This window comes from Streptomyces sp. NPDC004539, from assembly GCF_040610055.1.
Taxonomy (GTDB): Bacteria; Actinomycetota; Actinomycetes; order Streptomycetales; family Streptomycetaceae; genus Streptomyces.
The window spans coordinates 67312-91094 of the sequence record NZ_JBEXLS010000009.1 but is presented as its reverse complement, the minus strand read 5'-3'; the positions used below and the strand labels follow the sequence as shown (position 1 = coordinate 91094).

Sequence of the window (23783 nt, the reverse complement as noted above, 5' to 3'; positions counted from 1 at the left end):
GTTCGGCTCCGTAGACGTTCAGGGGGACGCGTTTCAGACGCGGGAGGCGAACAGCTCCGCCAGATGCCGCGTCGGCACCTGGGCCAGGTCGTCGAGCTGGACGCGGCAGGACATGCCGTCCGCCAGGAACACCGCGTCCGCGTGGCCGCGTACCGCCGGCAGCAGGTGTGTCTCGGCGACCGCGACGCTGACGTCGTAATGGCCCTTCTCCACACCGAAGTTGCCCGCGAGACCGCAGCAGCCGCCCACCTTGGTGACCGTCGCGCCGGCCTTCTCCAGGAGCCGCTGGTCGGTGTCCCAGCCGATGACGGCGCTGTGGTGGCAGTGCGGCTGGGCGACCACCTCCACACCGGTCAGGTCGGGCAGCGGCAGTTCGAGGCGTTCGACCAGCTCGGCGAAGCTGAGCACCCCCGACGCCACCACGTCCACGTCCTCGGCGTCGCACAGCTCCCTGGAGTCGCTGCGCAAGGTTGCGAGACACGACGGCTCCAGCGCCAGCACCGGGACCCCGTCGCGCAGGTAGGGCGCGAGGGTCCGCACGGTCCGGCCGACGATGGTCCGCGCCCGGTCGAGCTGTCCGGTGGTGATCCAGGTGAGGCCGCAGCAGGCGTCCTCGCGGATGACGCGGACCGTGAGGCCGTGCGCCTCCAGGAACCGGATCGCCGCCAGGCCGGACTCGGGGAAGAAGTGGTCGGTGAAGGAGTCGGCCCAGACCCACACGTCCGGCCGGGCGTCCTCCGCCCGCGCGGTGTCCGCCGCCTTCCTCAGGGTGGGGGAGGCGAACCGGGGTACGGACCGTCGGCGGTCGATACCGGCGGCCCACTTCGCGAGAGCCGCGAGCGGTGCGACCCGCAGGAGCAGGTTGGCCGGCCGCGCCAGCGGTGCCGTGAGCCGGGCCCACTTCGGGAGCCGCCCGAGGAACAGGTGCGAGCGGGGCCGGCGCAGCCCCGCGACGTCGTGCCGCTGGTGCAGCACCTCGCTCTTGTAGGTGGCCATGTCGACGCCGCTGGGGCAGTCGCTCGAACACCCCTTGCACGCGAGGCACAGGTCGAGTGCCTCGGCCACGGCCGTGTCCTCGAGACCGCCGCGCAACAGGCCGCCGTCCAGGGCCTCCTGGAGCACGCGGGCCCGGCCGCGGGTCGAGTCCCGTTCGTCCTTCGTGGCGAGATAGGACGGGCACATCACCCCCGCGGTCCTCGGCGCCACGCACTTCCCGACACCGGTGCAGCGGTGTACGGCGGCGCCGAGGTCCCCGCCGTCGTGCACCAGCCGCAGTCCGGAACTCACCGGTGTCCGGGGGCGTACGGGGCGCAGGTCGTCGGTGATCGGGACCGGCGCGGCGATGATGCCGGGGTTGAGGATGCCGTCGGGATCGCAGACGGCCTTCACCTGCCGGAACAGGGCGAGGGACGTCTCGTCGTACATCAGCGGCAGCAACTCGCCCCGGACCCGGCCGTCGCCGTGCTCGCCCGACAGGGTGCCCCGGTAGTCGCGCAGCCGTGTCGCGCAGGCCGTCATGAAGTCGCGGAACACACCGGCCGAGGCCGGGTCACCGGGCCGGAACGGGAAGTCGATACGGCAGTGGACGCAGCCGTCGCCGAAGTGCCCGTACGGGATGCCCCGGAGGTCGTGCGCCCGCAGGAGTTCCTCGAAGTCGCGCAGCCACGCGCCGAGATGCTCCGGCGGTACGGCGGCGTCCTCCCAGCCGCCGTACGCGGGAGTGGCCAGGGAGCGGCCCGCGAGCCCGGCGCCGTCCTCCCGGATGCGCCACAGCGCGGCTGCCTCACGGGGGTCGTCGACGAGTCTGGTGTCCAGTGCGCCGCCGACGGCGACGAGCCCGCGCACCGCGTCCGCCGCGTCCTCGCCCGCGACCTCCGCGAACAGCCAGCCGCCCCCCTTCGGCAGGTCGGGCACGGCGGAGCCCTTGGCGCGCACCAGATCCACGATGCGCGAGTCCATGCCCTCGCACGCGACGAGCCGGCCGGGCACCGCCGCGAGCAGCGCCGGTACGGCATCGGCCGCGTCGGCCATCGTCGGGTACCCGAGCACCAGCATCCGGCGTTCGACGCGGTCGTCCACCAGCCGGACGGTCGCCTCCAGGACGGTGGCCAGCGACCCCTCGCTGCCGACGAGGAACCGCTCGACACGGCGTCGCTCCGGCAGCAGGTGCTCCAGCCCGTAGCCGCTGACCTGGCGGCCGAAGCGGCCGAACTCGGTACGCAGATGGGCCAGGTTGGCGTCACCGACGGCCGCCAGCCGTCTCGCGGTCTCACCGGCTGTCCGGCCGTCCTGCTCCAGGGCGAGTTCACCGTTCCCGTACAGGACACGCAGCGACTCGACGTTGTCCACCGTCCGGCCGTAGCCCAGCGCGCGGGACCCGCAGGCGTTGTTGCCGATCATCCCGCCGACCGTGCAGCGGCTGTGCGAGGAGGGGTCCGGTCCGAACCGCAGCCCGTAGCGGGCCACTTCGCGTTGCAGGTCCGCGTGGACCACGCCCGGCTCCACGCGCGCCGTGCGCGCGTCCGGATCGACGGCGAGCACCCGGTCGAACCGCCGGGTGTCGACGACGACGCCGCTGCCGACCGCGTTGCCGGCGATGCTGGTGCCCGCGCCGCGCATGGTCAGCGGTATGCGCAGCTCGCGTGCCACCTCATGGGCCGCGATCACGTCGTCCTCGCCGCGCGCCTTCACGACCACCGACGGGACCACGCGGTAGAGGCTCGCGTCCGACGAGTACAGGGCTCGGGTCGCGGGAGAGTCGTCGAACTCGACACCCGCGGCGCGGAGAGCGGAGGCGAGATCGGCGCGGGACGCCGTCGATGAGTCGTCGGGGGCCGCGCCGGATGCTTGCTGTGCTTGAACGGGCATGCCTCAGGCTAACTAACGTACGGTAGTTTCGCTACTGCGGCGTTGCTGGAGACTGACTAACGTAAGGTAGTCTCCCGCGCCGCGTCGGACGCGGGCGAAGGAGGAGCGAGTGACCGAGGACCGGTGGCCCCGCGCGGTCGAGGAGTTCGACAAGCACCTCGGCGAACTGGACTGGAGCCGCCAGAGCGCCTCTCGGCGGGCGATCCTGGAGGCGTTCCTCCGGCTTGCCACCGAGAACGGCTTCAACTCGGTGACCATGAGGATGATCGCCCGGGAGATGTCCATCAAGGCCCCGAGCCTCTACAACCACTTCCCGGACGGCCGGGACGAGATCGTCGCCGAGTCCCTCCGCTGGCACTTCTACAAGTTCGGCGTGGCCCTGCTCGAAGAGGTTCGCGGTGTCGCGGACCCCAGGGAGGGCTGGCGCCGGATGGTGCGCGTGCACCTGACCCGCCAGCTCGAACTTCCCGAAAGCAACCTGTGGGACCTGCTGGTGGCGACCGACCAGGTCGTGCACTTCCTGCCGTCCGTGCTCCGTGAGGAAGTCGACGCCTGGGTCGACCTGTACGAGGCGCTCTACCGCGCCGCCGCCGAGGACATGGGTTTCGGGCCGTCCGTCCAGCAGGTCAAGCTCGTGATGACCGTGCTCGAAGGTGCCAACCGCTGGGCGATGTGGGACGGCAGGCGACGGTCGCTGGCACCGTTGGCCGAGAAGGCGGACGGCGCGACCCTCGCCCTGCTGCGACTCGCGCAGGACTGAAGGGACAGCGATGCCGTCGGGGGAGGGCCGCATGCTCGCCGTCCACGGAGGACTCCGGCGGATTCGCGCCCTAGCGTGCCCGTGCGTCAGGGAGCGGTGAGCCTCACACCTCGATGTGCGACCCCATCACGACCGTCCGGTCGAGCGGCAGGCCGAAGTGTTCGGCGGCGTCCGCCGTGATGTACGAGGTGGCGACGAACAGGCGTTTGCGCCAGGGGGCCATGGTGGGCGCGCTGCCGCGCCGGAGGTCGATCTTGGAGAGGAAGTAGGACGCCTCGTCGAGGCGGAGCGGCCCCTCGGTGTCGGCGGGGTCGAGGAGGGCGAGGGCGCCGGGGACGTCCGGGGTCTCCATGTAGCCGAAACGGGCGGTGACATGGATGATCCCGTCGTCCGCGTAGCCGAGGCTGTCGACGCTGACCCGGCGGTCGGCCGGGACCCGGGGGACGGGTTCCGTCTCGACGGAGAGGATCACGACGTGCTCGTGGCGCACGTGGTTGTGCTGGACGTTCGCCCGCAGCGCCAGCGGAGCGGTCTGCTTGCCCCGGTTCAGGAAGACGGCCGTCCCCGGGATACGGACCGTCGGCACCTTCCCGCTGCCCAGGTCGTCGACGAACTCGCGCAGCGGCCCCTCGTGCCGCACGCGCTCCTCGGTGACGATGCTCCGGCCGCGCTGCCAGGTCGTCATGATCGTGAACGCGGTCAGGGCGATCAGCAGCGGCAGCCAGGCGCCGTGGACCAGCTTCGTCATGTTCGCGGCCACGAACAGCAGGTCCACGAAGAGCAACACGGCCGCGCCCGCCGCGAGCACCCACCTCGGTGTCGACCACCGCTCACGGGCGATGTAGAAGAAGAGCAGGGTCGTGATCGTGATCGTGCCGGTCACCGCCATGCCGAACGCGTACGCCAGCGCCGCCGAGCTGCGGAACGCGAAGACCAGCGTGAGGACGGAGACCATCAGCAGCCAGTTGATCCACGGCACGTAGATCTGGCCGATCGTGGACTCGGAGGTGTGCGCGACCCGCAGCCGAGGCAGATAACCGAGCTGCGCGGCCTGCGAGGCGACCGAGTAGGCGCCGGTGATGACCGCCTGCGAGGCGATCACGGTCGCCGCGGTCGCCAGCAGGACCATCGGCCAGCGCCCCCACTCCGGCACGAGCAGGAAGAACGGGCCGCTGATCTTGGCCGGGTCGTGGAGGATCAGCGCCCCCTGGCCGAGGTAGCTCAGGACGCACGCCGGGAAGACGAGGAACAGCCAGCCCCGGGTGATCGCCCGGCGCCCGAAGTGCCCCATGTCGGCGTAGAGCGCCTCGGCCCCGGTCACCGCGAGGACGACGGCGGCCAGCGCGAAGAACGCCGTGCCGAAGTGGTGGACGAGGAAACCGAGGGCGTAACTCGGCCACAACGCCTTGAGGATGTCCGGGTGTTCGGTGATCCCCACGACCCCGCAGGTGCCGATCGCCAGGAACCAGACGATCATCACCGGCCCGAAGACCCGCCCCACGGCGGCCGTCCCCCGCCGCTGCACCAGGAAGAGGACCACGATGATCACCGCCGTGACGGGGACGACGGCGCTGTCGAGGGACGGCTCGACGATCTTGAGCCCCTCCACCGCCGACAGCACCGAGATCGCCGGCGTGATCATGCTGTCGCCGAAGAACAGCGACGCCCCGAAGATGCCGAGCCCCGCGAGGACGGCGGCGCCGCGCCGCCCGCGCTGTCCGCTCCACCGCCGGAGCAGGGTGATGAGCGCCATGATGCCGCCCTCGCCCTCGTTGTCCGCGCGCATCGCCAGCAGGACGTAGGTCACCGTGACGATCACCGTCACCGACCAGAAGATCAGCGACACCACCCCGTACACGTTGTCCGTCGAGACCGGCACGGGGTGCGGGTCGTCCGGGTTGAACACCGTCTGGAGCGTGTAGATCGGGCTGGTCCCGATGTCCCCGAAGACCACCCCGAGCGCCCCGACCACCACCGCGAGCCGTACGGCGTCCCGCGCGCCGCCCCTGCCGGACTCCGCCGACGGCGTCGCGGTCCCGTGCCGGTCACCAGCCATGGTGGCCTCCTCAGCCGTGTCTCATCGGACGATACCGACGACGTGTGAACCGATCTCCGGACGTACGCCAGGTGGCGGAGCCCCGGCAGCCGGGGGAGCGGCTCAGGGGGCGAGCAGGTAGGCGTCGGTGATCGTCTCGCGGACGGTGTTGCCGGCCTTGTCCCTCAGGTCGATCCGGAAGGAGGCCGCCTTGGCGGTGGCCGGGTGCTTGACGGTCACCGAGCGGGCGCCCTTCGCGTCGGTCGTGACGGTGAGGGGCTTCCAGGTACGGCCGCCGTCGAAGGAGACGTTCACCGTCAGGGCGGCGACCTGTCCGGCCGCCGCCGCTGCCCCGGCGAGCTTGAGCGGGACCGCGAGGGTGCCGCCCGCCGGAGCCGTGCCGCGCAGGCTGAGCTGCGGGGCGAGCCGTGCCGTCGACAACGGCAGCCGGGCCGTGCCGCCCGGGGCCGGCCGGGCCGAGGTGAACGTCCACACCCCCGTCACCTTGGTGCTGGTCGCGGTGTCCGAGGCGGCGCGGCTCGCCTCGACGGTCAGCCGGTACGCGGCGGAGGCGGCCGGCACCTCGGCGCTCAGCCACTCCGTGGCAGGGCCTTCGCCGAGCACCCGGCCCCCGGACTCCAGCCGGGCGAAGCCCTTGGCGACGACCGAGGACGCCTGGTGGCCGCCACCGTCGTTGAACAGCGGGATCAGCGCGCCGATGTGGTCGCCGGTCCGCTCGCCGCCCTGCCCCCGCGAACCCTTCGCCGCGAGGTCGGGGCCGATGACACCGGTGTTGAACAGGAGCGTCTGACGGGAGCCGGCCTTGTACGTCACCGCGTCCCGCGTGTACAGCGCGCGCACCTCGCCGCGGGCGCCGAGCTGTACGGCCGTCCAGGACCAGCGCACCCCGTCCGTGTTGAGGTAGTGCGTGGTGGACCGGGGCAGCTTGGACTCCGGCGGCTCGGCGATGCCGACGCTGTCGCCCTGCTCGTCCAGCGGGCGGAGATGGACCTGCCCCTTCGCGCCGGTGACGGACGCGCCGAAACCGAGTTTCACCTCGGCGACCTCGGCCCGGGTGAGGGTCCGGTTCAGGCCGGTGAAGAAACTGCCCTTGCGGTGGAAGGCGAACCGGTAGTCGACGTTCTGGCCGGCCGTACCGGGCTTCTGCCACACGCCGTTGAACTGGGCCTTCATCGTGGGGGAGGCCGGGCCGAGCGCCAGGGTGCGGACCGGGGGAGCCCCGCCGGACGACCAGGAGTTGCCCACGCCGACGCCCGAGTCGAAGTAGCCGACGACGGAGGTGACGGGCTTCGCGGCCGGGTCGTGGGCCTTCACGGTGAACGGCTTCGCCTTGCGGGAGTCGAGGGTGACCGTGAGGTTCTTGTTCACCTCCAGCACCGGCTGGACGAAGAAGCCCGGCTCGTTGTCCGCCGCGAAGACGATGCTGTCCAGCTGGTACGTCCCCTTGCGCAGCCGCTGCACCACCGTGCCGCTCGCCCGCTGCGGCAGCTCCGCGAACCCGCCGTCCGCACGCCGGGAGGTGATCGTCGTCGTGTACGCGGCCGGCTTCGCCCCGTCGGCGTCGATGTGCCGCACCGTGACGTCGTAGGACTCCACCTCGCGCTCGACCACGAGACCGGTGCGTACCTGCTGGCCGTCGCCCGACGCCAGGACGGTGCCGCCGAAGAAGCCGTCACGGGTGCCCTTGCGGGTGTCGACGGTCACGGAGGTCCGCGCGGTGCCGCCCGCCGGGACGGTGAGCCGGGCGTCCTTGACGGTGAACATGCCGGCCGGGGCGGGGCCGGAGGTGCTCAGCCGGAGGGTGACCGGCCGGGTGCCGCGGTTGCGGTAGGTGAGGGTCTTGGAGAGCGGCTTGTCGTCGGCGTGCGGCCAGGACTGCGTGCCGAAACCGAGGGAGCCGGGCTCGGAGACGACCTGGGCGGTGGCCGCGCGCTCCAGGTCCACCCGGCCAGCGCCCTGCTGATGGGCGTTCAGCCCGGGGTTCGGCTCGGCCGAACCGGTCAGCAGAGCCTTCAGCTCGGCCCCGGTGTAGCCCGGGTGCTGCTGGAGGACGAGGGCGGCGGCGCCCGCCACGTGCGGGGCGGCCATCGACGTCCCGCTGTGCACGGCGTAGCCGTCGCCGGCGGGCTCCTCGCCCTGCGTGGTCTGCGCGGCGGTGATGTCGACGCCGGGCGCGGTGAGGTCGGGCTTGGGGGTGCCGTCGAGGTTCGGGCCCCGGCTGGAGTCGTCGGCGATCCGGTCCTGCTTGTCCACGGAGCCCACGGTGAGCGCGGCGGGTGCACTGCCGGGGCTGCCGATCGTGCCGGGGCCGTCGCCCTTGTTGCCGGCGGCCACCACGAACAGGGCCTTCCCGGAGAGCCGGGCGATCGCGGCCTCCATCGGGTCGACGCCGGGGGAGTCGACGGCGCCCAGGCTCATGTTGACCACCCGCGCGCCCTGGTCGACGGCCCACTGCATGCCGGCCACGATGCCCGAGGTGTCCCCGAGACCGTCGTCGGCCAGCACCTTGCCGTCCAGCAGCCGGACGTCCGGCGCCACGCCCCGGTAACGGCCACCGGACCGCGCGCCGCTTCCGGCGAGGATGGAGGCCACGTGGGTGCCGTGCCCGTAGCGGTCCTCGGCGTCGGGAGCGCCGCTGAAGTTCTTCTGCGCGATCTCCAGGCCCTTGAGGTCCGGGTGGGTCTGGTCCACCCCCGAGTCCAGGACGGCCACCTTGACGCCCTTGCCGGTGTAGCCCGACCGCCACATGGCCGGGGCGCCGATCTGCGGCACGCTCTCGGCCAGCGAGGCCCGGACCTTGGCGTCCAGCCAGACATGGGCGACGGGCCGCGCGGAGGCGGTCGTGCCGTCCGCCGTACGGGCCCCGGTGCGGCCGGTGACCGCCTTCCACAGCGCCGTGGTCCCGGTGCTGGGCACCGTGAACGCTTCGCCGTCGACGGCGGGCAGCGCGCGCCGCTCCCGGACGGGCACCTCCGCGAACGGGTCGGGGGCGCCGGTGAGCGCCGTCGCCTGAGCGCTGCCCTTCCGGTAGCCGACGATCAGCGGCAGCGTGTCGCCGTAACCGTCCTCGGCCAGGCGCGCGACGTCGAACAGGCGCCGGTCCAGCACCCCGTCGGCGATCGGGCGCAGGGCGTCCTGCGGGATCACGTACGTGTGGCCGGCCTCGCGCCGCACGGAGAAGCCGATCTTCTCGCGGCCCTCCGCGCGGACGAGCGAGGCGACCCGGCCGTCGTCGCCCACCGTCACACGGTCCCCGGTGATCAGGGTGACGGCCGAGGCCGGCCCCGCCCCGGTCCCGACCTGTGTGGCGGCGGGGCCGGTGGCCGTCGCCGCTCCTGTGGCCGGCGTTCCGGCCACCACGGCCACCACGGCCGCCAGTACCGCCGCTCTCGCGCGCGCTGAAGTTCCCACTCGCGTTCCCCCCGCTCGTGTCTGCGTTCTCCGCTATCACGCACGTCACGCGCGTGCGGTTCTCGACGCCGCCCCTCAGCGCAGAGCCAGCTCGCACCGGTGCGTCCCGCACGACGTGCCCGGGACGACCCGCAGTGTCGTGCGGCGGCCGGTCCGCAGGACTTCGACGGAGTCGTCGGCCCGCACCACCCCGCGCACCGGACGCTCCCAGGTGACCTCGAACGGGCGGCCCGTGCGGGGCGGTTCGCTCACACAGAGGGTGGCGGTGCGGCCGTGGACGCGCAGGAGGACGCTCGCGGCGGCGGAGACGGTCAGGGGGCCCGCCGTGCCGGGACGCCAGAAGTTGGCGGCGGTCAGACCGAGGGAGGGGAGCTGGACGGCCTGGCGGGTGACGTCGTTGGTGAGGACCGACAGCCAGCGGCGGTCGGCGGCGCGGGCGGTGACGGTCCGGCGGGAGGCGCCGGGCATGAGGATGTAGCCGTACGTCGCGTCGGCCGGGTCCGTGCCGTGGTCGATCCAGAGGGTCTGCCAGTGTCGGGTGGCCCGCTCGGTGGTACTGGACGTGTTGATGTCCGACCAGGCACCGGTACGGCTCTCCCGGAGGGCGCGCAGTTCGCCGTCGAGGACGATCCAGCCGCCGTGGTCCGCCAGGTGGGCCCAGTTCGGCCCCTGGACGAACGTCTGCGTCCCGTCCGCCCCCAGGTTGCGGTTGTCGACGACGGTCTCCACCGGGACGCCGTCGGCGCAGGTGATGCCCGCGCCGAGACAGACGACCGCGTCCGCGACGCAGAACCACGACTTGCGGGCCCGGAGCGTCGAGCCGAGGCCCTTGAGGTGCTGGCCGATCGCCGCGTACTCGCCGTCGGTCGTGCCGCCGACCCAGCGCACGTCCGGTCTGGGCGCGCCCCATTCGCCGCCCGCGTTGTCGGGCAGGGGCCGGGTGGAGACGGTGGTGCCGGGGAGGCGGTACCAGTCGACGGTCGGCCAGAACCAGTCCGTGTACTGGTCGCCGCCCCCGGCGGGCCACCAGTACAGCATTCCGGCGCCCGTGTGCCAGCCGCGCGGGTTCTCGCCGTTGCCGCACTCGTAGGACGAGACGCGGTCGCTGCACATCGCGATGTTCGTGGTGAAGCCGGGACCCCGGTGGACGGCCCGGTCCATGGCCGGGAGGAGGCGGTGGCCCGTGGGGCGCGGGGCGGGCCGGACCGGCGACCGGGCGACCGCGTGCAGCCGGGCCAGGTCGGCGACGTCGAACTGAGGGTCCGTCAGGATCGGTGCCACCGTGTCCCGTTCGATCCAGCCCTTGACGTACGCGTGCCAGCGCTCGCGTTCCGCCGCGCTCGCCCCGTCGGCCAGGAGGGCGACGGCCGCGACGATCCCGTGCCCGTGGAAGTGGTCGCCGCGCATCACGTGCCGGTCGTCGGCGGTGAGGTAACCCCGGCTGATGGCACGGCCGTTGACACTGTCCATCACCAGCCCGTCGTGGATCAGGGGCGCGTAGGCGTGCTCGACGCCGTCCAGGACGGTCCGCCGGTTCGGGTCGGTCACCTCCCAGGGCGAGCCCGCGAGGAGCGCGAACAGGCGGCCGAGGCCGTCCAGCAGGACCTGGCCGTAGGTGCCCGAGTACGCGACCGAGGTGTGCTGGAGGAACGAGCCGTCCGCGTACAGGCCGTCCCCTCGGGTGACGTACGGGAAGACCGGGGAGAGGGCGTCGCGGGCGAGGGCGAGCTTGCCGGCCGTGCGGCCGAGGATGCCGCGCAGGGCGACGGAGCGGCACAGGTCGACGCGGTTGGCGCCGGTGGAGGTGCCGGAGTAGACGGTGAGCATGCTGTCGGGGACGAAGTGGTCGACGGCGGCGCAGGCGGCTTCCCGCCGGGCGTCGGTGAGGTCGTCGTACAGGGTCGCCGTGATGTCCATCAGCAGGCGGGGGCTGCCGATCTGCCACTCCCACCAGTTGCCGTAGCGCTCGGTGGACGGGTTGTAGACGGTGGCAAAGAGGTGGTCGAGGCCGCGCAGGACGTCCGCGAGGAGGGCCGGGTCGCCGGTCGAGCCGGTGCCCTGCTGGACGTGGGCCCGGGTCATCGTCCACAGGCGGTCGTAGCTCTGGGTGATGCCGGCGGGCGGGTCGTAGGGGTGGTCGGGCCAGAGGGAGGTGGGGGTGGGGGCCATCGTGGCGCGGGCGGCGCGGGCCAGGGCGCCGGTCCGGGCGAGCCGGGAGGCGTACGGCTGCGCCGCCGGCTCGTAGCCGGTGCCGAGGGTGAGGCCGAGCCAGCGGCGGCGGAGGGCGTCGTAGGGGTCGGGGGCGGTGGGGCCGGGTGCGGCCAGCAGGGCCGGGGCGAGGAGGACGGCTCTGCGGGTGGGCCTCCAGGGCTCTTCGCGGTGGGGGTCCGGGCCGCCGGAGGACGTACGGCGAGTCACTCGCTGCGCGGCCGGCGGCCGAGCGTCACGGTCCGCAGGAGCGGCTCCGTGCGGACGAGGTGGGCGGTGCCGGGGATGTCGGGGTACATGCCGAGGCTCGCCCACACCGCCCACGCCGACATCGCGCCGAGGTCGTCGTTGCCGGCCAGTCCGGAGGGGGTGTCGTCGAACAGGGCGGCCAGGGCGCGGCGGACGGTGTCCCGGACACGGTCGGGGCGGCCGGCGTAGGCGTACGCCCAGGGGGTGCCGAAGGAGGGCTCGTTGCCGAGGTAGGCGTAGGGCTCCTTGCCGCCCGCGTTGAGGTGGGTGAAGAAGGTGTCGAGGCGGGCGGTCACGGCGGCGTCCCCGCCCATCGCGGCGAACAGGGCGGGGAGGTCGTGCGGGACCATCCACGTGTACTGGGCCGCGTTCCCCTCGACGTACTCCTTGGTCTGCGCGGGGGAGAAGGGCGGCCAGGTGCCGTCCGCCGCGCGGGGCTGGAGGTAGCCGGTGGCGGGGTTGAGGAGGTGGCGCCAGTTCCCGGAGGCGCGCAGGAGCGTCTCGTAGGTGTCCTGGTCGCCGAGGCGGCGGGCGAGCTGGGCCAGCGCGTGGTCGGCGGCGGCGTATTCGAGGGTGACCGAGACGGAACCCCAGACGCCCGGCGTGCCGGCGGGGACGTAGCCCAGCGTGTCGTACCACCGGTGCCCCGGACGCTGCCGGTCGTCCCGGCGGCCCGCCAGGGCGGCGCGCAGGAGCCCGCGCGCGTCGAAGTCGGTGGCGCCGAACGCGTGCACGGCCGCGGCGATCACGGGCAGCGGGTCACCGACCATCACCCCGGTCCGGGTGTCGGCGAGGGTCCAGCGGTCGAAGTAGCCGGCCTGCGTGCCCTGGTCGAGGACGGACTGCGCGATGTCGGACGCCTCGCGCGGGGCGAGCAGCGCCAGCAGCTGCACCTGCCCCCGGTAGACGTCCCAGCCGGAGAAGTCCGCGTACTGCGTGTGGCCGGGCCGGGTGCGGTGGATCAGGCCGTCCATGCCGGGGTAGCGGCCGTCGGTGTCGCTGAACGTGCTCGGGTGCAGCAGCGCGTGGTAGAGCGCCGTGTAGAAGACGCGCCGCTGGGAGAGCGTTCCGCCGCGTACGCCGATCCGGGACAGCCAGTCGTTCCAGCGGGCGCGCGCGGCCCGCCGGACCGTGTCGTACGGCAGGGCGCGCTGCTCGTCCCAGGCGTTGCGGCGGGCGCCCTCGACGTCCACGAAGGAGACTCCGACCCGGACGTGCACCGTGCGCACCCCGGGCGCGAAGGAGACCAGGGCCGCGCCCGGCTTGCCGGCGGGCCGGGTGACACGGGCGAAGGGCCGGTCGAAGGCGGCGTGGAAGTACATCCGGTAGCGGCTCGCCGTCTTGCAGAACCGGCCGCTGTCGCTGTACCCGGACAGTGTGCGGGTGCCGATGTCGACGGCGCCGGTCGCCGCGTTGGCCGCCCGCCCCGCGTCCACGCTCAGCGCGGCGGGCCGCTTGTCCGACGCGGGGTAGGTGAAGCGGGCCATGCCCGAACGCCGGGTCGCCGTCAGCTCGGTGACGATGCCGTTGCCGAGGACGACGCGGTAGCTGCCCGGCGAAGCGCTCTCGTCGGCGTGGGAGAACGTGGCGTACGGGGGCGGCTCGGTGTCCTGGGTGGGCAGGAAGGGGACGTTGCCGTAGGCGGCGCAGCCGGCCCCGGACAGGTGCCGCAGGCTGAAACCCCGGACGCGGTGGTCGCCGTACGCGTACCCGCCGTGCTGGTAGGTCACCGTGTCCGGGCTCCACTGGACGCCGCCGAGCGGAGCCGACGCTCCGGGGAACGTGTTGCCCGCGCCGCCGCCGTGACCGAAGTCGGGGCCGCCGGGGGAGGTGCCGACGAACGGGTCGACGTACTGGGCCGGATCGTCGGGGACGGCGGCCGAGGAGGCGGCCGGCACGGCGGACGCGAGGAGGACGGACACGGCCGTCAGGGCTCGTAGCAGAGGGAGTCGCACCACGGACCGGAGCCTGCCGGAGCCGTCCTCCCGCACCGGGCAGCCGCACGGCGGCGGCCCGCAGAACCAGCCGATCGGGCGCGAGACCCGGCGGCCCGACCAGGTGGAGCCCCCCTCAGCTCAGGCGAACCGCATCACCCGTGCCCGCAGCCCCACCACGAGCCCGCCCACCACGACCCCGATCCCCACCCACACGAACGTCCCGGGCACGTCGCCGCCCGACACCACGCCCACCCCCGCCGCGGCCACCGGCGCGATCCCCGTGAGCAGCCCCGCCCGCCCCGACCCGACGGCCCGCACCGTCGAGTACCACAGCACGAACGCGACGGCGGTCACCAGCACCGCCAGATACCCCATCGCGGCCCAGTCGTCACCGGTCAACTCCCGCACGGCGAACGGCCCTTCGGCAACCAGGCCGAGCACGCTCAGCATCACCCCGCCCAGCCACGTCGCGTGGACGGACACCCCCCACGCCGAGTGCCGCCGCAGCACCGGCACGGCCAGCAGCGTGAACCCGGCCTCGCAGCACAGCGTGACGACGGCCCACCCGATCCCCGCCGCGTCCGTACGCCCCGTCCCCTCGACGAGGACCGCGCCGGCCATGACGACCGGCGCCGCCACCAGCACCTGACGGCTGGGCCGGCGCCCTTCGAGGAGCGGCCCGACCACGCCGAGGACCAACGGCACACAGGCCACCGCGACGGCGATCACGGCGGGTTCGGCGTGCTTGACGCCCTGGACGACGGCGACGTTGAAGAGCACGAGCCCGGTGAGCGCGAGACCGCCCAGCCAGAGCCATTCGCGCCCCCGGGGGCGGACCAGTCGGACGCCGGCGACGCGGGCCATGGCGAGGAGGAGCGCCGTCGCCGCGAGATAGCGGACGGCCTGCGCGGTGAACAGCGGGGCGTCGACGAGCGCCTGCGAGACGGTGACGCTGCTGCCGACCAGCGTCATGCCGACCACACCCGGAAGAAGCCGGGCGCATGAGACGGAAGGGGTGTCCATGCGTCCCACCGTGCCGCACTATGGATGCCATGGGCAGGTCCAGAAAACCACCGTCCGAGGGGTCCAAAGCGGCCGGCTCGGACTTCCTCCAGCTCGACATCGGCGAGGTCCCGTCCGGCGGACGTACCGCCTGGCTCGCGGACACCCTCCGCGAGGCCATCGCCGACGGCCGCCTCCCTGTCGGCACCCGGCTGCCCGCGAGCCGCGTCCTCGCCGCCGAACTGCGGGTCACCCGGGGCGTGGTCACCGAGGCGTACCGCAGGCTCGGCGAATCGGGCCAGGTCGTGGGGAAGGGACGGCTCGGCACGGTCGTCGTCGCGGCCCCCGCCCCGCCCGCCGTCCCCCGACCACCCGCCGTGCCGCCATCCCTCGCCCCGCCCGCCCACGGCGTACGACCACCCGCCGCCTCACCACCGCCCGACCACGGCACCCGCCCGGCCCCGCACCCCGTCTTCGCCCCCTTCCCGACCCCGGGCCACGACGGCATCGTCGACACCCTCCGCGCCCTCCCCTGCCGCATCGACCTCTCCCCGGGCGTCCCCGACCTCGCCGCCTTCCCCCGTAGCGCCTGGCTGCGCGCCGAACGCGCCGTCCTCGCGAGCGCCGGCCCCGCCGACTTCGGCTACGGCGACCCGAGGGGCGCTCCCGCCCTGCGCCGGGCCGTCGTCGGCTGGCTCGCCCGCAACCGGGGCATCCGCGCCGACCCGGACGAGGTGGTGATCGTCGCGGGCGTGGCCCAGGCCCTCAACCTGCTGGGCCACCTGCTGAGGGCGGACGGCGTCCAGCGGGTCGCCGTCGAGGACCCCGGCTCGCTGGGTGCCCGCCAGCAGTGGGAGTACGCCGGGCACACCACCGTCCCCGTCCCGGTCGACGAGGGCGGCCTGGACGTCGGCGCGCTGCGTGCCGCCGACGCGCGGGCCGTCCTGCTGACCCCGGCCCACCAGTTCCCCACGGGGGTCGTCCTGGACGGCGAACGCCGGCGCGAACTGCTGGAGTGGGCGGCGGACGGCGGCCTGGTCATCGAGGACGACTACGACGCCGAGCACCGCTACGACCGTCCGCCGGTACCGGCGCTGCGCTCGCTCGTGCCCGACGGCGTCTGCTACACGGGCAGCGTCTCCAAACTCCTCGCGCCCGCCCTGCGCGTCGGCTGGCTCCTCGTCCCCCCGGCCCGCCACGCCGCCCTCGTCGACGCCAAGCGGTACGCCGACCTCGGCAACGGCATCCTCACCCAGCTCGTGCTGGCCCGCCTGATGGACTCCGGCGACCTGGAGCGCCACCTGCGTCACGTCCGTACCCGCCACCGCCGGCGCCGGGACCTGATGCTGCGGTCCATCGCCGCGCATCTGCCCGGCGCCCGCGTCCACGGCGCCGCCGCCGGCCTCCACCTGATGATCACCTTCGACGCCCCCGCCTCCGCCTTGGACGACACCGACCTGGCCGCCGCCTCCCTGGCCCGGGGTGTCAAGGCCCACCCCCTGTCCTGGCACCGCATGACCCCGGGTCCCCCCGGCCTCGTCCTCGGCTACGCGGCGGGTCCCGCGCACGAGATCGACGAGGGCATCGCGGTCATCGGCGAGTGCCTGCGGAACCTGGAGCGGGGCCGGGGGGTCTGACGGTCCGTCGATTGCGTGCGTCCTTTTCGCGGCAGGGTAAAAGTCCGGCAAAGGCGGATTTGGATTCGACCGGTCGACAACGGGGATATCGGCGGCGCGGAATCCGGAAACAGTTCGATCATTTCTCTTGTCATGTCCAGCACCGCTCGTTGAGGATGCGAGAGCGGTCGCCCGAAGCGGCGGTCCGCCGGGCGTCGGCCATCAGGAAAAGGGAATCCCCATGCCCTTTTCCCAACCCCCCACTGTTCGCGGCCGTTCGTCCGGAATCCGGAAGGAACTACCCTTGCGCATCTCCCGGAAGACTTTCGCGACGCTCGGCGCCGCCGTCCTCCTCTCCTCCCTCACGGTCTCGGGCGCGCAGGCCGCCGCCTCCCCCGAGGGCCGGTACGACCCGGCCATGCTGAAGTCCCTGGCCTCCTCCCTCGGGGTGAGCCGGACGGCCGCCGCCGAACGCCTCGACCACGAGACGTCGCAGCAGCGCACCCTCACCACGCTGGAGCGGAAGGGGGTCGCCACGGACGGGGCGTTCTTCGACGCGCAGGGCGACCTCGTCGTCAACGCGGAGAACGCCCAGGCGGCCGGCCGGCTCGCGGACGCGGGACTGCTCGCCCGCACGACCCGCCACGGCGAGAACGAACTCAACAAGATCAAGGCCCAGTTGGACGCGGCGGCCCTCGACGCGACGCCCGCCGGGATCAGTTCCTGGGAGGTCGACCTCGCCTCCGACACGGTGACGGTCAAGGTCAGCGACGCCGCCGCGCCCGCCGCCCGCTCCTTCCTGAACACGGCGCGGGCGCACGGCGACGCCGGGTGTGAGTAGTTGGCGTACAGGAAGTCCCGGTGAGAACGATCATGATCGCTTAGCACATGCGATCGGTCTGTTGCGAAGGTTCGAAGGAAGATCCTCGATCGCTGCCGGGGGATGGCTACCGTCCGCCGCATGCCGGTGGAATTTTTAACTGATGAGCAGGCTGAGGCGTACGGGACGTTCATCGAGGTGCCCACGCGTCCGGAACTGGAGCGGTTCTTCTTCCTTGATGATGACGACCGCGACCTGATCGCCCTGCGTCGCACGGACGTGCATCGCTTGGGCATGGCCTTGCAGATCTGCACGGTCCGCCACATCGGCCGGTTCCTGGGTGAGGACCCGCTCGCTGTGCCGTGGGAGGCCGTGGAGTACCTGGCCGGGCAGCTTGGCATCGCCGACACCTCGTGTGTGAAGCGGTACCCGGAGCGCCGGTCGACGGTGTATGAGCACGCGGCGGAGATCCAGATGCGGTTCAAGTACCGGGACTTCACGGATCGGAAGTGGGGTCGGGAGTTCCGCGGTTTCCTGTACGGGCGGGCGTGGACGCACGCCGAGGGGCCGGTGGCGCTGTTCAACCACGCGGTGACGTGGCTGCGGAAGAATCGGGTGCTGCTGCCCGGTGTTTCGGTGCTGGCCCGGCAGGTGTCGGAGGCCCGGACGGTTGCCGAGCGGCGTCTGTACGAGGCGGTGGCCCGCGCCGCGTCCCGGGCCGATCCCGCGCTCGCGCTGGCGCTGGCGGAGCTGCTGGTGGTGCCGGAGGGCAAGCGGGTCTCGGAGCTGGAGCGGCTGCGTACTCCGCCGACGAAGTCGACGGGGACGGCGATGGTGCGGGCCATGGAGCGGGTGGAGGAGATCTCTGCGTTCGCGCTGGGGCGGGTGAACCTGTCCCGGGTGCCGGTGAACCGGCTGTCCACGCTGGCCCGGTACGGGCAGCTGAGCAAGGCGCAGACGATCGAGCGGGCGCCGGAGCCGCGGCGCACCGCGCTGCTGACGGCGGTGGTGCGCCAGTTGGAGGCGCAGGCGGTCGATGACGCGTTGGACCTGTTCGCGGTGCTGATGGCGAACCGGCTGATCAGCCCAGCCCGCAGGGCTTCGGATCGGGATCGGCTGGCGATGCTGCCGCAGTTGGAGAAGGCGGCACGCATCCTGGCGAAGGCGTCGAAGATCCTGACGGAGGAGCTGGACCTGGTCGCCGAGGCGGGCACGGTCGTAGAGGTGGCCGCGCTGTGGGCGGCGGTGGAGGAGGCGGTGCCGCGTACGGCGGTGTCCGGGGCGGTCGCGACCGTGGAGGCCCTGGTGCCGGAGGACGACGGGTCGGCCGAGGCGGCGATGCGCGAGAAGCTGGCCCTGCGTTACAACACGGTGCGCCCCTTCCTGTCGCTGCTGGGCGAGTCGGACGCGCTGGATGCCGCTCCGGCCGGACGGCGCATCCTGAAGGCGGTGCGCCGTCTGCCTGCGCTGTCGCGCCGCCGGGTCAAGGACCGGCCGTTGCTGTCCCGCGAGGTCGACGCGGAGTTGGTGCCCGCGATGTGGAAGCGGGCGGTGTTCTCCAACGGCAGGCTGCCGACGGGCGCAGTGGACCGGGACGCGTACGTGGTGTGCGTGCTGGAGCAGCTGCACCGTGCGCTGAACCGGCGGGACGTGTTCGCCTCGCCGTCGAACCGGTGGGCGGACCCGCGCGCCCGGTTGCTGGACGGGCCGCGGTGGGAGGCGATGCGTGCGGACGTGCTGGCGGGTCTGTCCCTGGCCGAGGACGCGGGCGAGCACCTGGCCCAGCTCACGCGGGGGCTGGATGCGGCGTGGCGGCAGATGGCCGACCGCCTTCAGGAGGCTGGCGACGAGGCGAAGGTGGAGATCGTCGTCCCCGAGGGCGGCGGACGCGCCCGCCTGTCGGTGGACAAGCTCGGAGCGGTGGGCGAGCCGGAGTCCCTGACCTGGCTGAGGACCACCACAGAGGCCATGCTTCCGAGGATCGACCTGCCGGACCTGCTGTTCGAGGTCCACTCCTGGACCGGGTTCCTCGACGCCTTCGGACACGTCTCGGACCGGCGCACCCGGATGGAGGGGCTGCTCGTCTCCCTGGTCGCGCTGCTGGTCTCGCAGAGCTGCAACATCGGGCTGACCCCGGTCATCGACACGGAGGACAAGGCGCTGACCCGCTCGCGCCTGTCCCACGTCGACCAGAACTACGTCCGCGCCGACACCCTCGCCGCGGCGAACGCCGCGCTCATCGCCGCCCAGTCCCGCATCGAACTGGCCCAGATATGGGGCGGCGGGCTGCTCGCCTCCGTCGACGGCCTGCGCTTCGTCGTCCCCGTCAAGAGCATCAACACCGGCCCTTCGCCCAAGTACTACGGCTACAAACGCGGCGTGACCTGGCTCAATGCGGTAAACGACCAAGTCGCGGGGATCGGCGCGATGGTCGTGCGCGGCACCCCGCGCGACAGCCTCTACACCCTGGACACTCTGCTGAACCTGGATGGCGGGGTGAAGCCGGAGATGGTCGCGACCGACAACGCCTCGTACTCCGACATGGCGTTCGGGCTGTACAAGATGCTCGGCTTCCGCTTCGCCCCGCGCTTCCGCGACCTGGCCGACCAGCGGTTCTGGCGAGCGGACCTGCTGGACGGCGAGGCGCCGACCGCCGGGTACGGGCCGCTGGAGGCCGTCGCCTGCAACAAGGTGAACCTCAAGCGGATCGCCACGCACTGGCCGGACATGCTCCGCGTCGCCGGCTCGCTCATCACGAATCAGGTCCGCGCCTACGACCTGCTGCGGATGTTCGGCCGCGAGGGCCACCCGACCCCGCTCGGCGCCGCGTTCGCCGAGTACGGCCGGATCGACAAGACCATGCACCTGCTCGCCCTGGTCGACCCGGTCGACGACACCTACCGCCGGCTGATGACCCGACAGCTGACCGTCCAGGAGTCCCGCCACCGCCTGGCCCGCGCGATCTGCCACGGCGGCCGGGGCCAGATCCGCCAGGCGTACCGCGAGGGCCAGGAGGACCAGCTCGCCGCCCTCGGCCTCGTCCTCAACGCCGTCGTGCTGTGGAACACCCGCTACCTGGACGCGGCTCTCGCCCAGCTCCGCGCCGAGGGCTACGACATCAAGGACGAGGACGTCGCCCGGCTCTCCCCGCTGAAGGACCGGCACATCAACTTCCTGGGCCGCTACCTGTTCAACATCAAGGCCAGCGGCCCCGGCCAGGGTCTGCGCCCCTTCCGGGACCCGGACGCCGCCGAGGACCAGGACGTCTCCGACGACGAGGGCTGAGCAAGGTCAGGTGTCCTGGGGTCGGAACCTCTCGAAACCGGACGCGACGGGGTCGGCCGGGGCGTGACAGATTCGGCGTCGGCCCGGCGGCGCCAGGCCCTCACAGCGGGGTCGTGCTGATTCTCGATCTCGTGGCCGAGCTGTTCTTCCGCGATCCGGTGCCCGCAGTGCGCTGCCGCTCGATGGTCGACGCGGTGGGCTGGGCGACCGCGTCGTCGAGCGCCAGAGCGCCAGGGGTGCGGTTCTGCCTGTGAGCCTGCATCGAGGAGAAGTGACACAAGCGGCTCACCGACGCCGACCGGCGGGCCCTGTCACCGCTGTTCTGAACCCACGTGAACTCTACGGCCGATTCGAACTCGACATGACCTGCCGCCTGGACTTGAACCTTGCGTCCACCGGGGCCACAGAGCCCGGTCTGCGCAGTCCACAAGGCGAGTCGGTCGGCATGAGCTCGCATGGACGGGGCAGCCCTCTCGGTGGCCTCGATGGGTTTCGTCAAGGGCTATCCGACGGTTTGGCCGCCGTCGACGACCATGGCGTGGCCGGTGGTGAAGGAGGCGGCGTCGGAGCAGAGCCACAGGACGGCGGCGGCGATTTCTTCAGGTCGGCCGAGGCGTCCGATCGGTTCGTCGGCGATCAGTGCTTCGCGTCCTCCGGGGGTGCTCTGTGCGAAGCGTTCGATCATGGGGGTGTCGATGATGCCGGGGCAGATGGCGTTGATCCGGATGTTGGATGCCGCGGTGTCGAGGGCGACAGAGCGGGTCAGGCCGATGACGGCGTGCTTGGCGGCGGTGTAGGCCGCGGATCCGGGGAATCCCTTGACTCCGGCGCTGGAGGAGGCGTTGACGATCGCTCCGGCTCCCTGCTCGAGCATCAGGGGAATCTGGTGCTTCATGCACAGGAACGTGCCGGTGGCGCTGACGCCGAGTACGCGGTCCCATGTTTCTTTGGTGAGGTCGCCGATGGGCTGGATCGGCTGCTCGACGCCGGCGCTGTTGAAGGCGACGTCCAGGCGTCCGAACGTCTGGATGACGGAGTCGAGAGCGGCCTTCACCTGGTCCTCGTTGGTGACGTCGCAGGTAACGGACAGGGCTTGCCCGCCTGCTTCGGTGATGAGCCGTTCGGTTTCCTTCAGGCCGGTTGCGGAGGTGTCGGCGAGGGCGACACGGGCGCCTGACTGGGCGAACGCGAGGGCGGTGGTGCGGCCGATGCCGGAAGCAGCTCCGGTCACGAAGGCGACCTTGCCGGTGAAGGTGTCGTTGCTGACGCTCATGAGGGTGTCTCCTCGTGGGTGGGTACGTTGTCCGCCACCCCGTGCGGGCGGCGGAGAGCGGTGGTGCTTATGGCGCGAGGGCGTGGTGTCCGGCGGGGCCGGGCCGGTGCGTTGGTCCGTGGTCCGGCTCGGGGTGAGCGGGCCACCCAGGGCACGGCGTAATCCGTCAGTTCACTCGGGCAGGGGTTCGGCGTAGTGCCGGAACCCGTCGCGTTCGGTGTGCGCCGCGTACAGGCGTTCGGCCAGGACGTCGGGGCTGGAGTGCTCGGAGTCGGGGCGGATGCCCCCGGGGATGATCAGCTGGGCGGCGTGGATGTTCTCCGGCGCGAGCGCGTCGTGGAGCATCGCCGCGTAGGCGCTCTCCGCGGCGAAGGCGATGGAGGTGCCGGCCACGCGGGGGTTCGGGCGCACCGCGCTGGAGCCGTTGACGAACAGCAGGGTGCCGCGGCCCAGCGCCCGCATCCCCGGCAGGACCGCGTTCACAGCGGTGATCGGGCCCGTGACGGAGAAAGCCAGGGGGGCGTCCAGATCGGGGGCGGTGGTGTCGAGGACCGGCTTCATGAAGTCCGCGCGGGGTACGGGGCTGTACTGCAGGACTTCTACGGGTCCCAAGGCGGAGGCGGCTGCGTCGAGTGCCGTGGTGAGGGAGGCGGCGTCCAGGACATCGGCCGTGAAGCCGCGCGCGGTGATGTTGTCCCGTTCCAGTTCGGCGCACAGCTGGTCCAGGTGCTCGCTGTTGCGCGAGATCAGGGCGACGCTGTGGCCGGCGGCGCCGAAGCGGCGGGCGGTGGCCAGGCCCAGGCCGGGGCCGGCGCCGATGAGGGCGTACGTGGTCATGATCAGCTCCAGAAGGATTGTGGGGGGCGGGCTGCCCGGCCCTGCGGCGGGCCGGGCAGCCGTACAGGGGCGGTCAGAGGGTGAGCATGGCCTTGATGGCGCGGCGCTCGTCCATGGCCTTGTACGCCTCGGCGGCCTCGTCGAGGGGGAGGGTGAGGTCGAAGACCTTGCCGGGGTTGATCTTCCGCTGCCAGATCAGGTCGATCAGTTCGGGCAGGAACCGGCGTACCGGGGCGGGGCCGCCGACCAGGTGGACCTGGGAGAAGAACAGTTCTTCGCCGCTGAGGGTGACGTCGTGGTTGACGCCGACGAAGCCGACGTGTCCGCCGGGGCGGGCCGAGCGCAGGGCCTGGTTCATGGACTCCTGGGTGCCGACCGCTTCGACGACGGAGTGGGCGCCCAGGCCGCCGGTCAGCTCCTTGATCTTCGCCACGCCCTCGTCGCCGCGTTCGGTGACGATGTCGGTGGCGCCGAACTCGCGGGCGAGCTTCTGCCGGGGCTCGTGGCGGCTCATCGCGATGATGCGCTCGGCGCCGAGCTGCTTGGCGGCCAGGACCGCGAGCAGGCCGACCGCGCCGTCCCCGACGACTGCGACCGTCTTGCCCGGGCCTGCCTCGGCGGCGACCGCGCCGAACCAGCCGGTGCCCAGTACGTCGGAGGCGGCCAGCAGGCTCGGGATCAGGTCCGCGTCGGGCATGCCCGGGGTGGCCACCAGGTTGGCGTCGGCGTGCGCGATCAGGACGCGCTCGGCCTGCGTGCCGGCCTGGAAAGTGCGGTGGATGCAGGAGGACGGCCAGCCGGAGCGGCAGAGCTCGCAGACACCGCAGGCGATGACGAACGAGCCGACCACGAACTGGCCGGGCTTGATGGTCGTCACCTCGCTGCCGACCTCTTCCACGACGCCGACGTACTCGTGCCCCATGTGTACGGGGTTGTCGACGGCGTCGATGCCGCGGTAGGGCCACAGGTCCGACCCGCAGACACAGGCTGCGGCGAGCCGGATGATCGCGTCGGTCGGGGCGGTGATCTTCGGTTCGGCGATGTCTTCCACCCGGACGTCGCCGGGAGCGTGCAGTATTGCAGCGCGCATGAGATGAACTCCTGAACTTCTTTCTGGGCCGGCCGCGGAGGCAGCCGGATTCCTAGGGGCAATGGCAGGGAGCAGGCCGGCGAGACTGGGGAGCATCCCCGCTTTACTGCCTATGCGCCCGAGTCGTCTGTTCCAGGTGGGCTCCCTTCCCGGTCAGCCGTGCGGCCGGCGGGGAAGGTCTCAGCCAGGGCCAGCCCGTAGACGACGAGCGGAAGGCGGGAGCGTGAACGCTCACCGCAGCCCGCACAGCGGCGGGGGCCTCAAGGGTCCCTGCTCGCGTACTCATTACTTTCGAACTCCACAACGGCTTGACTTCGAGGTGCACACACCAGGAAACCGCCACCGCCGAGATTGAGGAAGGCTGCGTTTAT

Annotated in this window: 14 protein-coding genes; 5 read left to right on the top strand and 9 right to left on the bottom strand. The window is 72.5% G+C overall.

Annotated features, from left to right (window positions below):
• Positions 1 to 33 precede the first annotated feature (33 nt).
• Positions 34 to 2868 carry an FAD-binding and (Fe-S)-binding domain-containing protein gene (locus ABZX85_RS20345; RefSeq protein WP_355870183.1) on the bottom strand — a complete coding sequence of 945 codons (2835 nt, stop codon included), beginning with the start codon at positions 2866 to 2868 and terminating at the stop codon, positions 34 to 36.
• Positions 2869 to 2977: 109 nt separating this feature from the next.
• Between ABZX85_RS20345 and ABZX85_RS20340 the strand changes: the two genes are divergently transcribed.
• Complete coding sequence (locus ABZX85_RS20340) at positions 2978 to 3628, top strand: TetR/AcrR family transcriptional regulator (protein WP_355870180.1); 651 nt, start codon at positions 2978 to 2980, stop codon at positions 3626 to 3628.
• A gap of 103 nt (positions 3629 to 3731) precedes the next feature.
• Here the strand turns inward: ABZX85_RS20340 and ABZX85_RS20335 are convergent, their stop codons facing one another.
• The 5 genes from ABZX85_RS20335 to ABZX85_RS20315 all read right to left on the bottom strand — a co-directional run bounded on the left by ABZX85_RS20335 (position 3732) and on the right by ABZX85_RS20315 (position 14512).
• Entirely contained in the window at positions 3732 to 5684 is a 1953-nt protein-coding gene (locus ABZX85_RS20335; protein ID WP_355870177.1) for a potassium transporter Kup, read from the bottom strand.
• A 102-nt stretch (positions 5685 to 5786) separates the two neighbouring features.
• Positions 5787 to 9095 carry a S8 family serine peptidase gene (locus tag ABZX85_RS20330; protein ID WP_355870175.1) on the bottom strand — a complete coding sequence of 1103 codons (3309 nt, stop codon included), beginning with the start codon at positions 9093 to 9095 and terminating at the stop codon, positions 5787 to 5789.
• Between the two features lie 75 nt (positions 9096 to 9170).
• Entirely contained in the window at positions 9171 to 11513 is a 2343-nt protein-coding gene (locus ABZX85_RS20325) for a polysaccharide lyase 8 family protein (protein WP_355870172.1), read from the bottom strand.
• Complete coding sequence (locus ABZX85_RS20320) at positions 11510 to 13510, bottom strand: GH92 family glycosyl hydrolase (protein WP_355870169.1); 2001 nt, start codon at positions 13508 to 13510, stop codon at positions 11510 to 11512. Before ABZX85_RS20320 ends, ABZX85_RS20325 begins: the two co-directional genes overlap by 4 nt.
• A 117-nt stretch (positions 13511 to 13627) precedes the next feature.
• Positions 13628 to 14512 (bottom strand): EamA family transporter, encoded by an 885-nt coding sequence (locus ABZX85_RS20315; protein WP_355870166.1) that lies wholly within the window; start codon positions 14510 to 14512, stop codon positions 13628 to 13630.
• A 20-nt stretch (positions 14513 to 14532) separates the two neighbouring features.
• Between ABZX85_RS20315 and ABZX85_RS20310 the strand changes: the two genes are divergently transcribed.
• From ABZX85_RS20310 to ABZX85_RS20295, 4 genes are all read left to right on the top strand, one after another.
• Positions 14533 to 16128: a PLP-dependent aminotransferase family protein gene (locus tag ABZX85_RS20310; protein ID WP_355870163.1), complete on the top strand. Its 1596-nt coding sequence runs from the start codon at positions 14533 to 14535 to the stop codon at positions 16126 to 16128.
• Between the two features lie 283 nt (positions 16129 to 16411).
• Positions 16412 to 16948, top strand: coding sequence for an alpha-lytic protease prodomain-containing protein (locus tag ABZX85_RS20305; protein WP_355870160.1), 537 nt, complete (start codon positions 16412 to 16414; stop codon positions 16946 to 16948).
• Between the two features lie 120 nt (positions 16949 to 17068).
• Entirely contained in the window at positions 17069 to 20212 is a 3144-nt protein-coding gene (locus ABZX85_RS20300) for a Tn3 family transposase (RefSeq protein WP_355870724.1), read from the top strand.
• A 113-nt stretch (positions 20213 to 20325) separates the two neighbouring features.
• Entirely contained in the window at positions 20326 to 20466 is a 141-nt protein-coding gene (locus ABZX85_RS20295) for a hypothetical protein (protein WP_355870158.1), read from the top strand.
• Between the two features lie 248 nt (positions 20467 to 20714).
• Here ABZX85_RS20295 and ABZX85_RS20290 read toward each other — a convergent pair whose 3' ends face one another.
• The 3 genes from ABZX85_RS20290 to ABZX85_RS20280 all read right to left on the bottom strand — a co-directional run bounded on the left by ABZX85_RS20290 (position 20715) and on the right by ABZX85_RS20280 (position 23412).
• Entirely contained in the window at positions 20715 to 21485 is a 771-nt protein-coding gene (locus ABZX85_RS20290; RefSeq protein WP_355870156.1) for an SDR family oxidoreductase, read from the bottom strand.
• Positions 21486 to 21656: 171 nt separating this feature from the next.
• Positions 21657 to 22322 carry an SDR family NAD(P)-dependent oxidoreductase gene (locus ABZX85_RS20285; protein ID WP_355870154.1) on the bottom strand — a complete coding sequence of 222 codons (666 nt, stop codon included), beginning with the start codon at positions 22320 to 22322 and terminating at the stop codon, positions 21657 to 21659.
• Positions 22323 to 22395: 73 nt separating this feature from the next.
• Positions 22396 to 23412, bottom strand: a complete 1017-nt coding sequence (locus tag ABZX85_RS20280) for a zinc-dependent alcohol dehydrogenase family protein (RefSeq protein ID WP_355870151.1) — start codon at positions 23410 to 23412, stop codon at positions 22396 to 22398.
• Between the last annotated feature and the right edge of the window lie 371 nt (positions 23413 to 23783).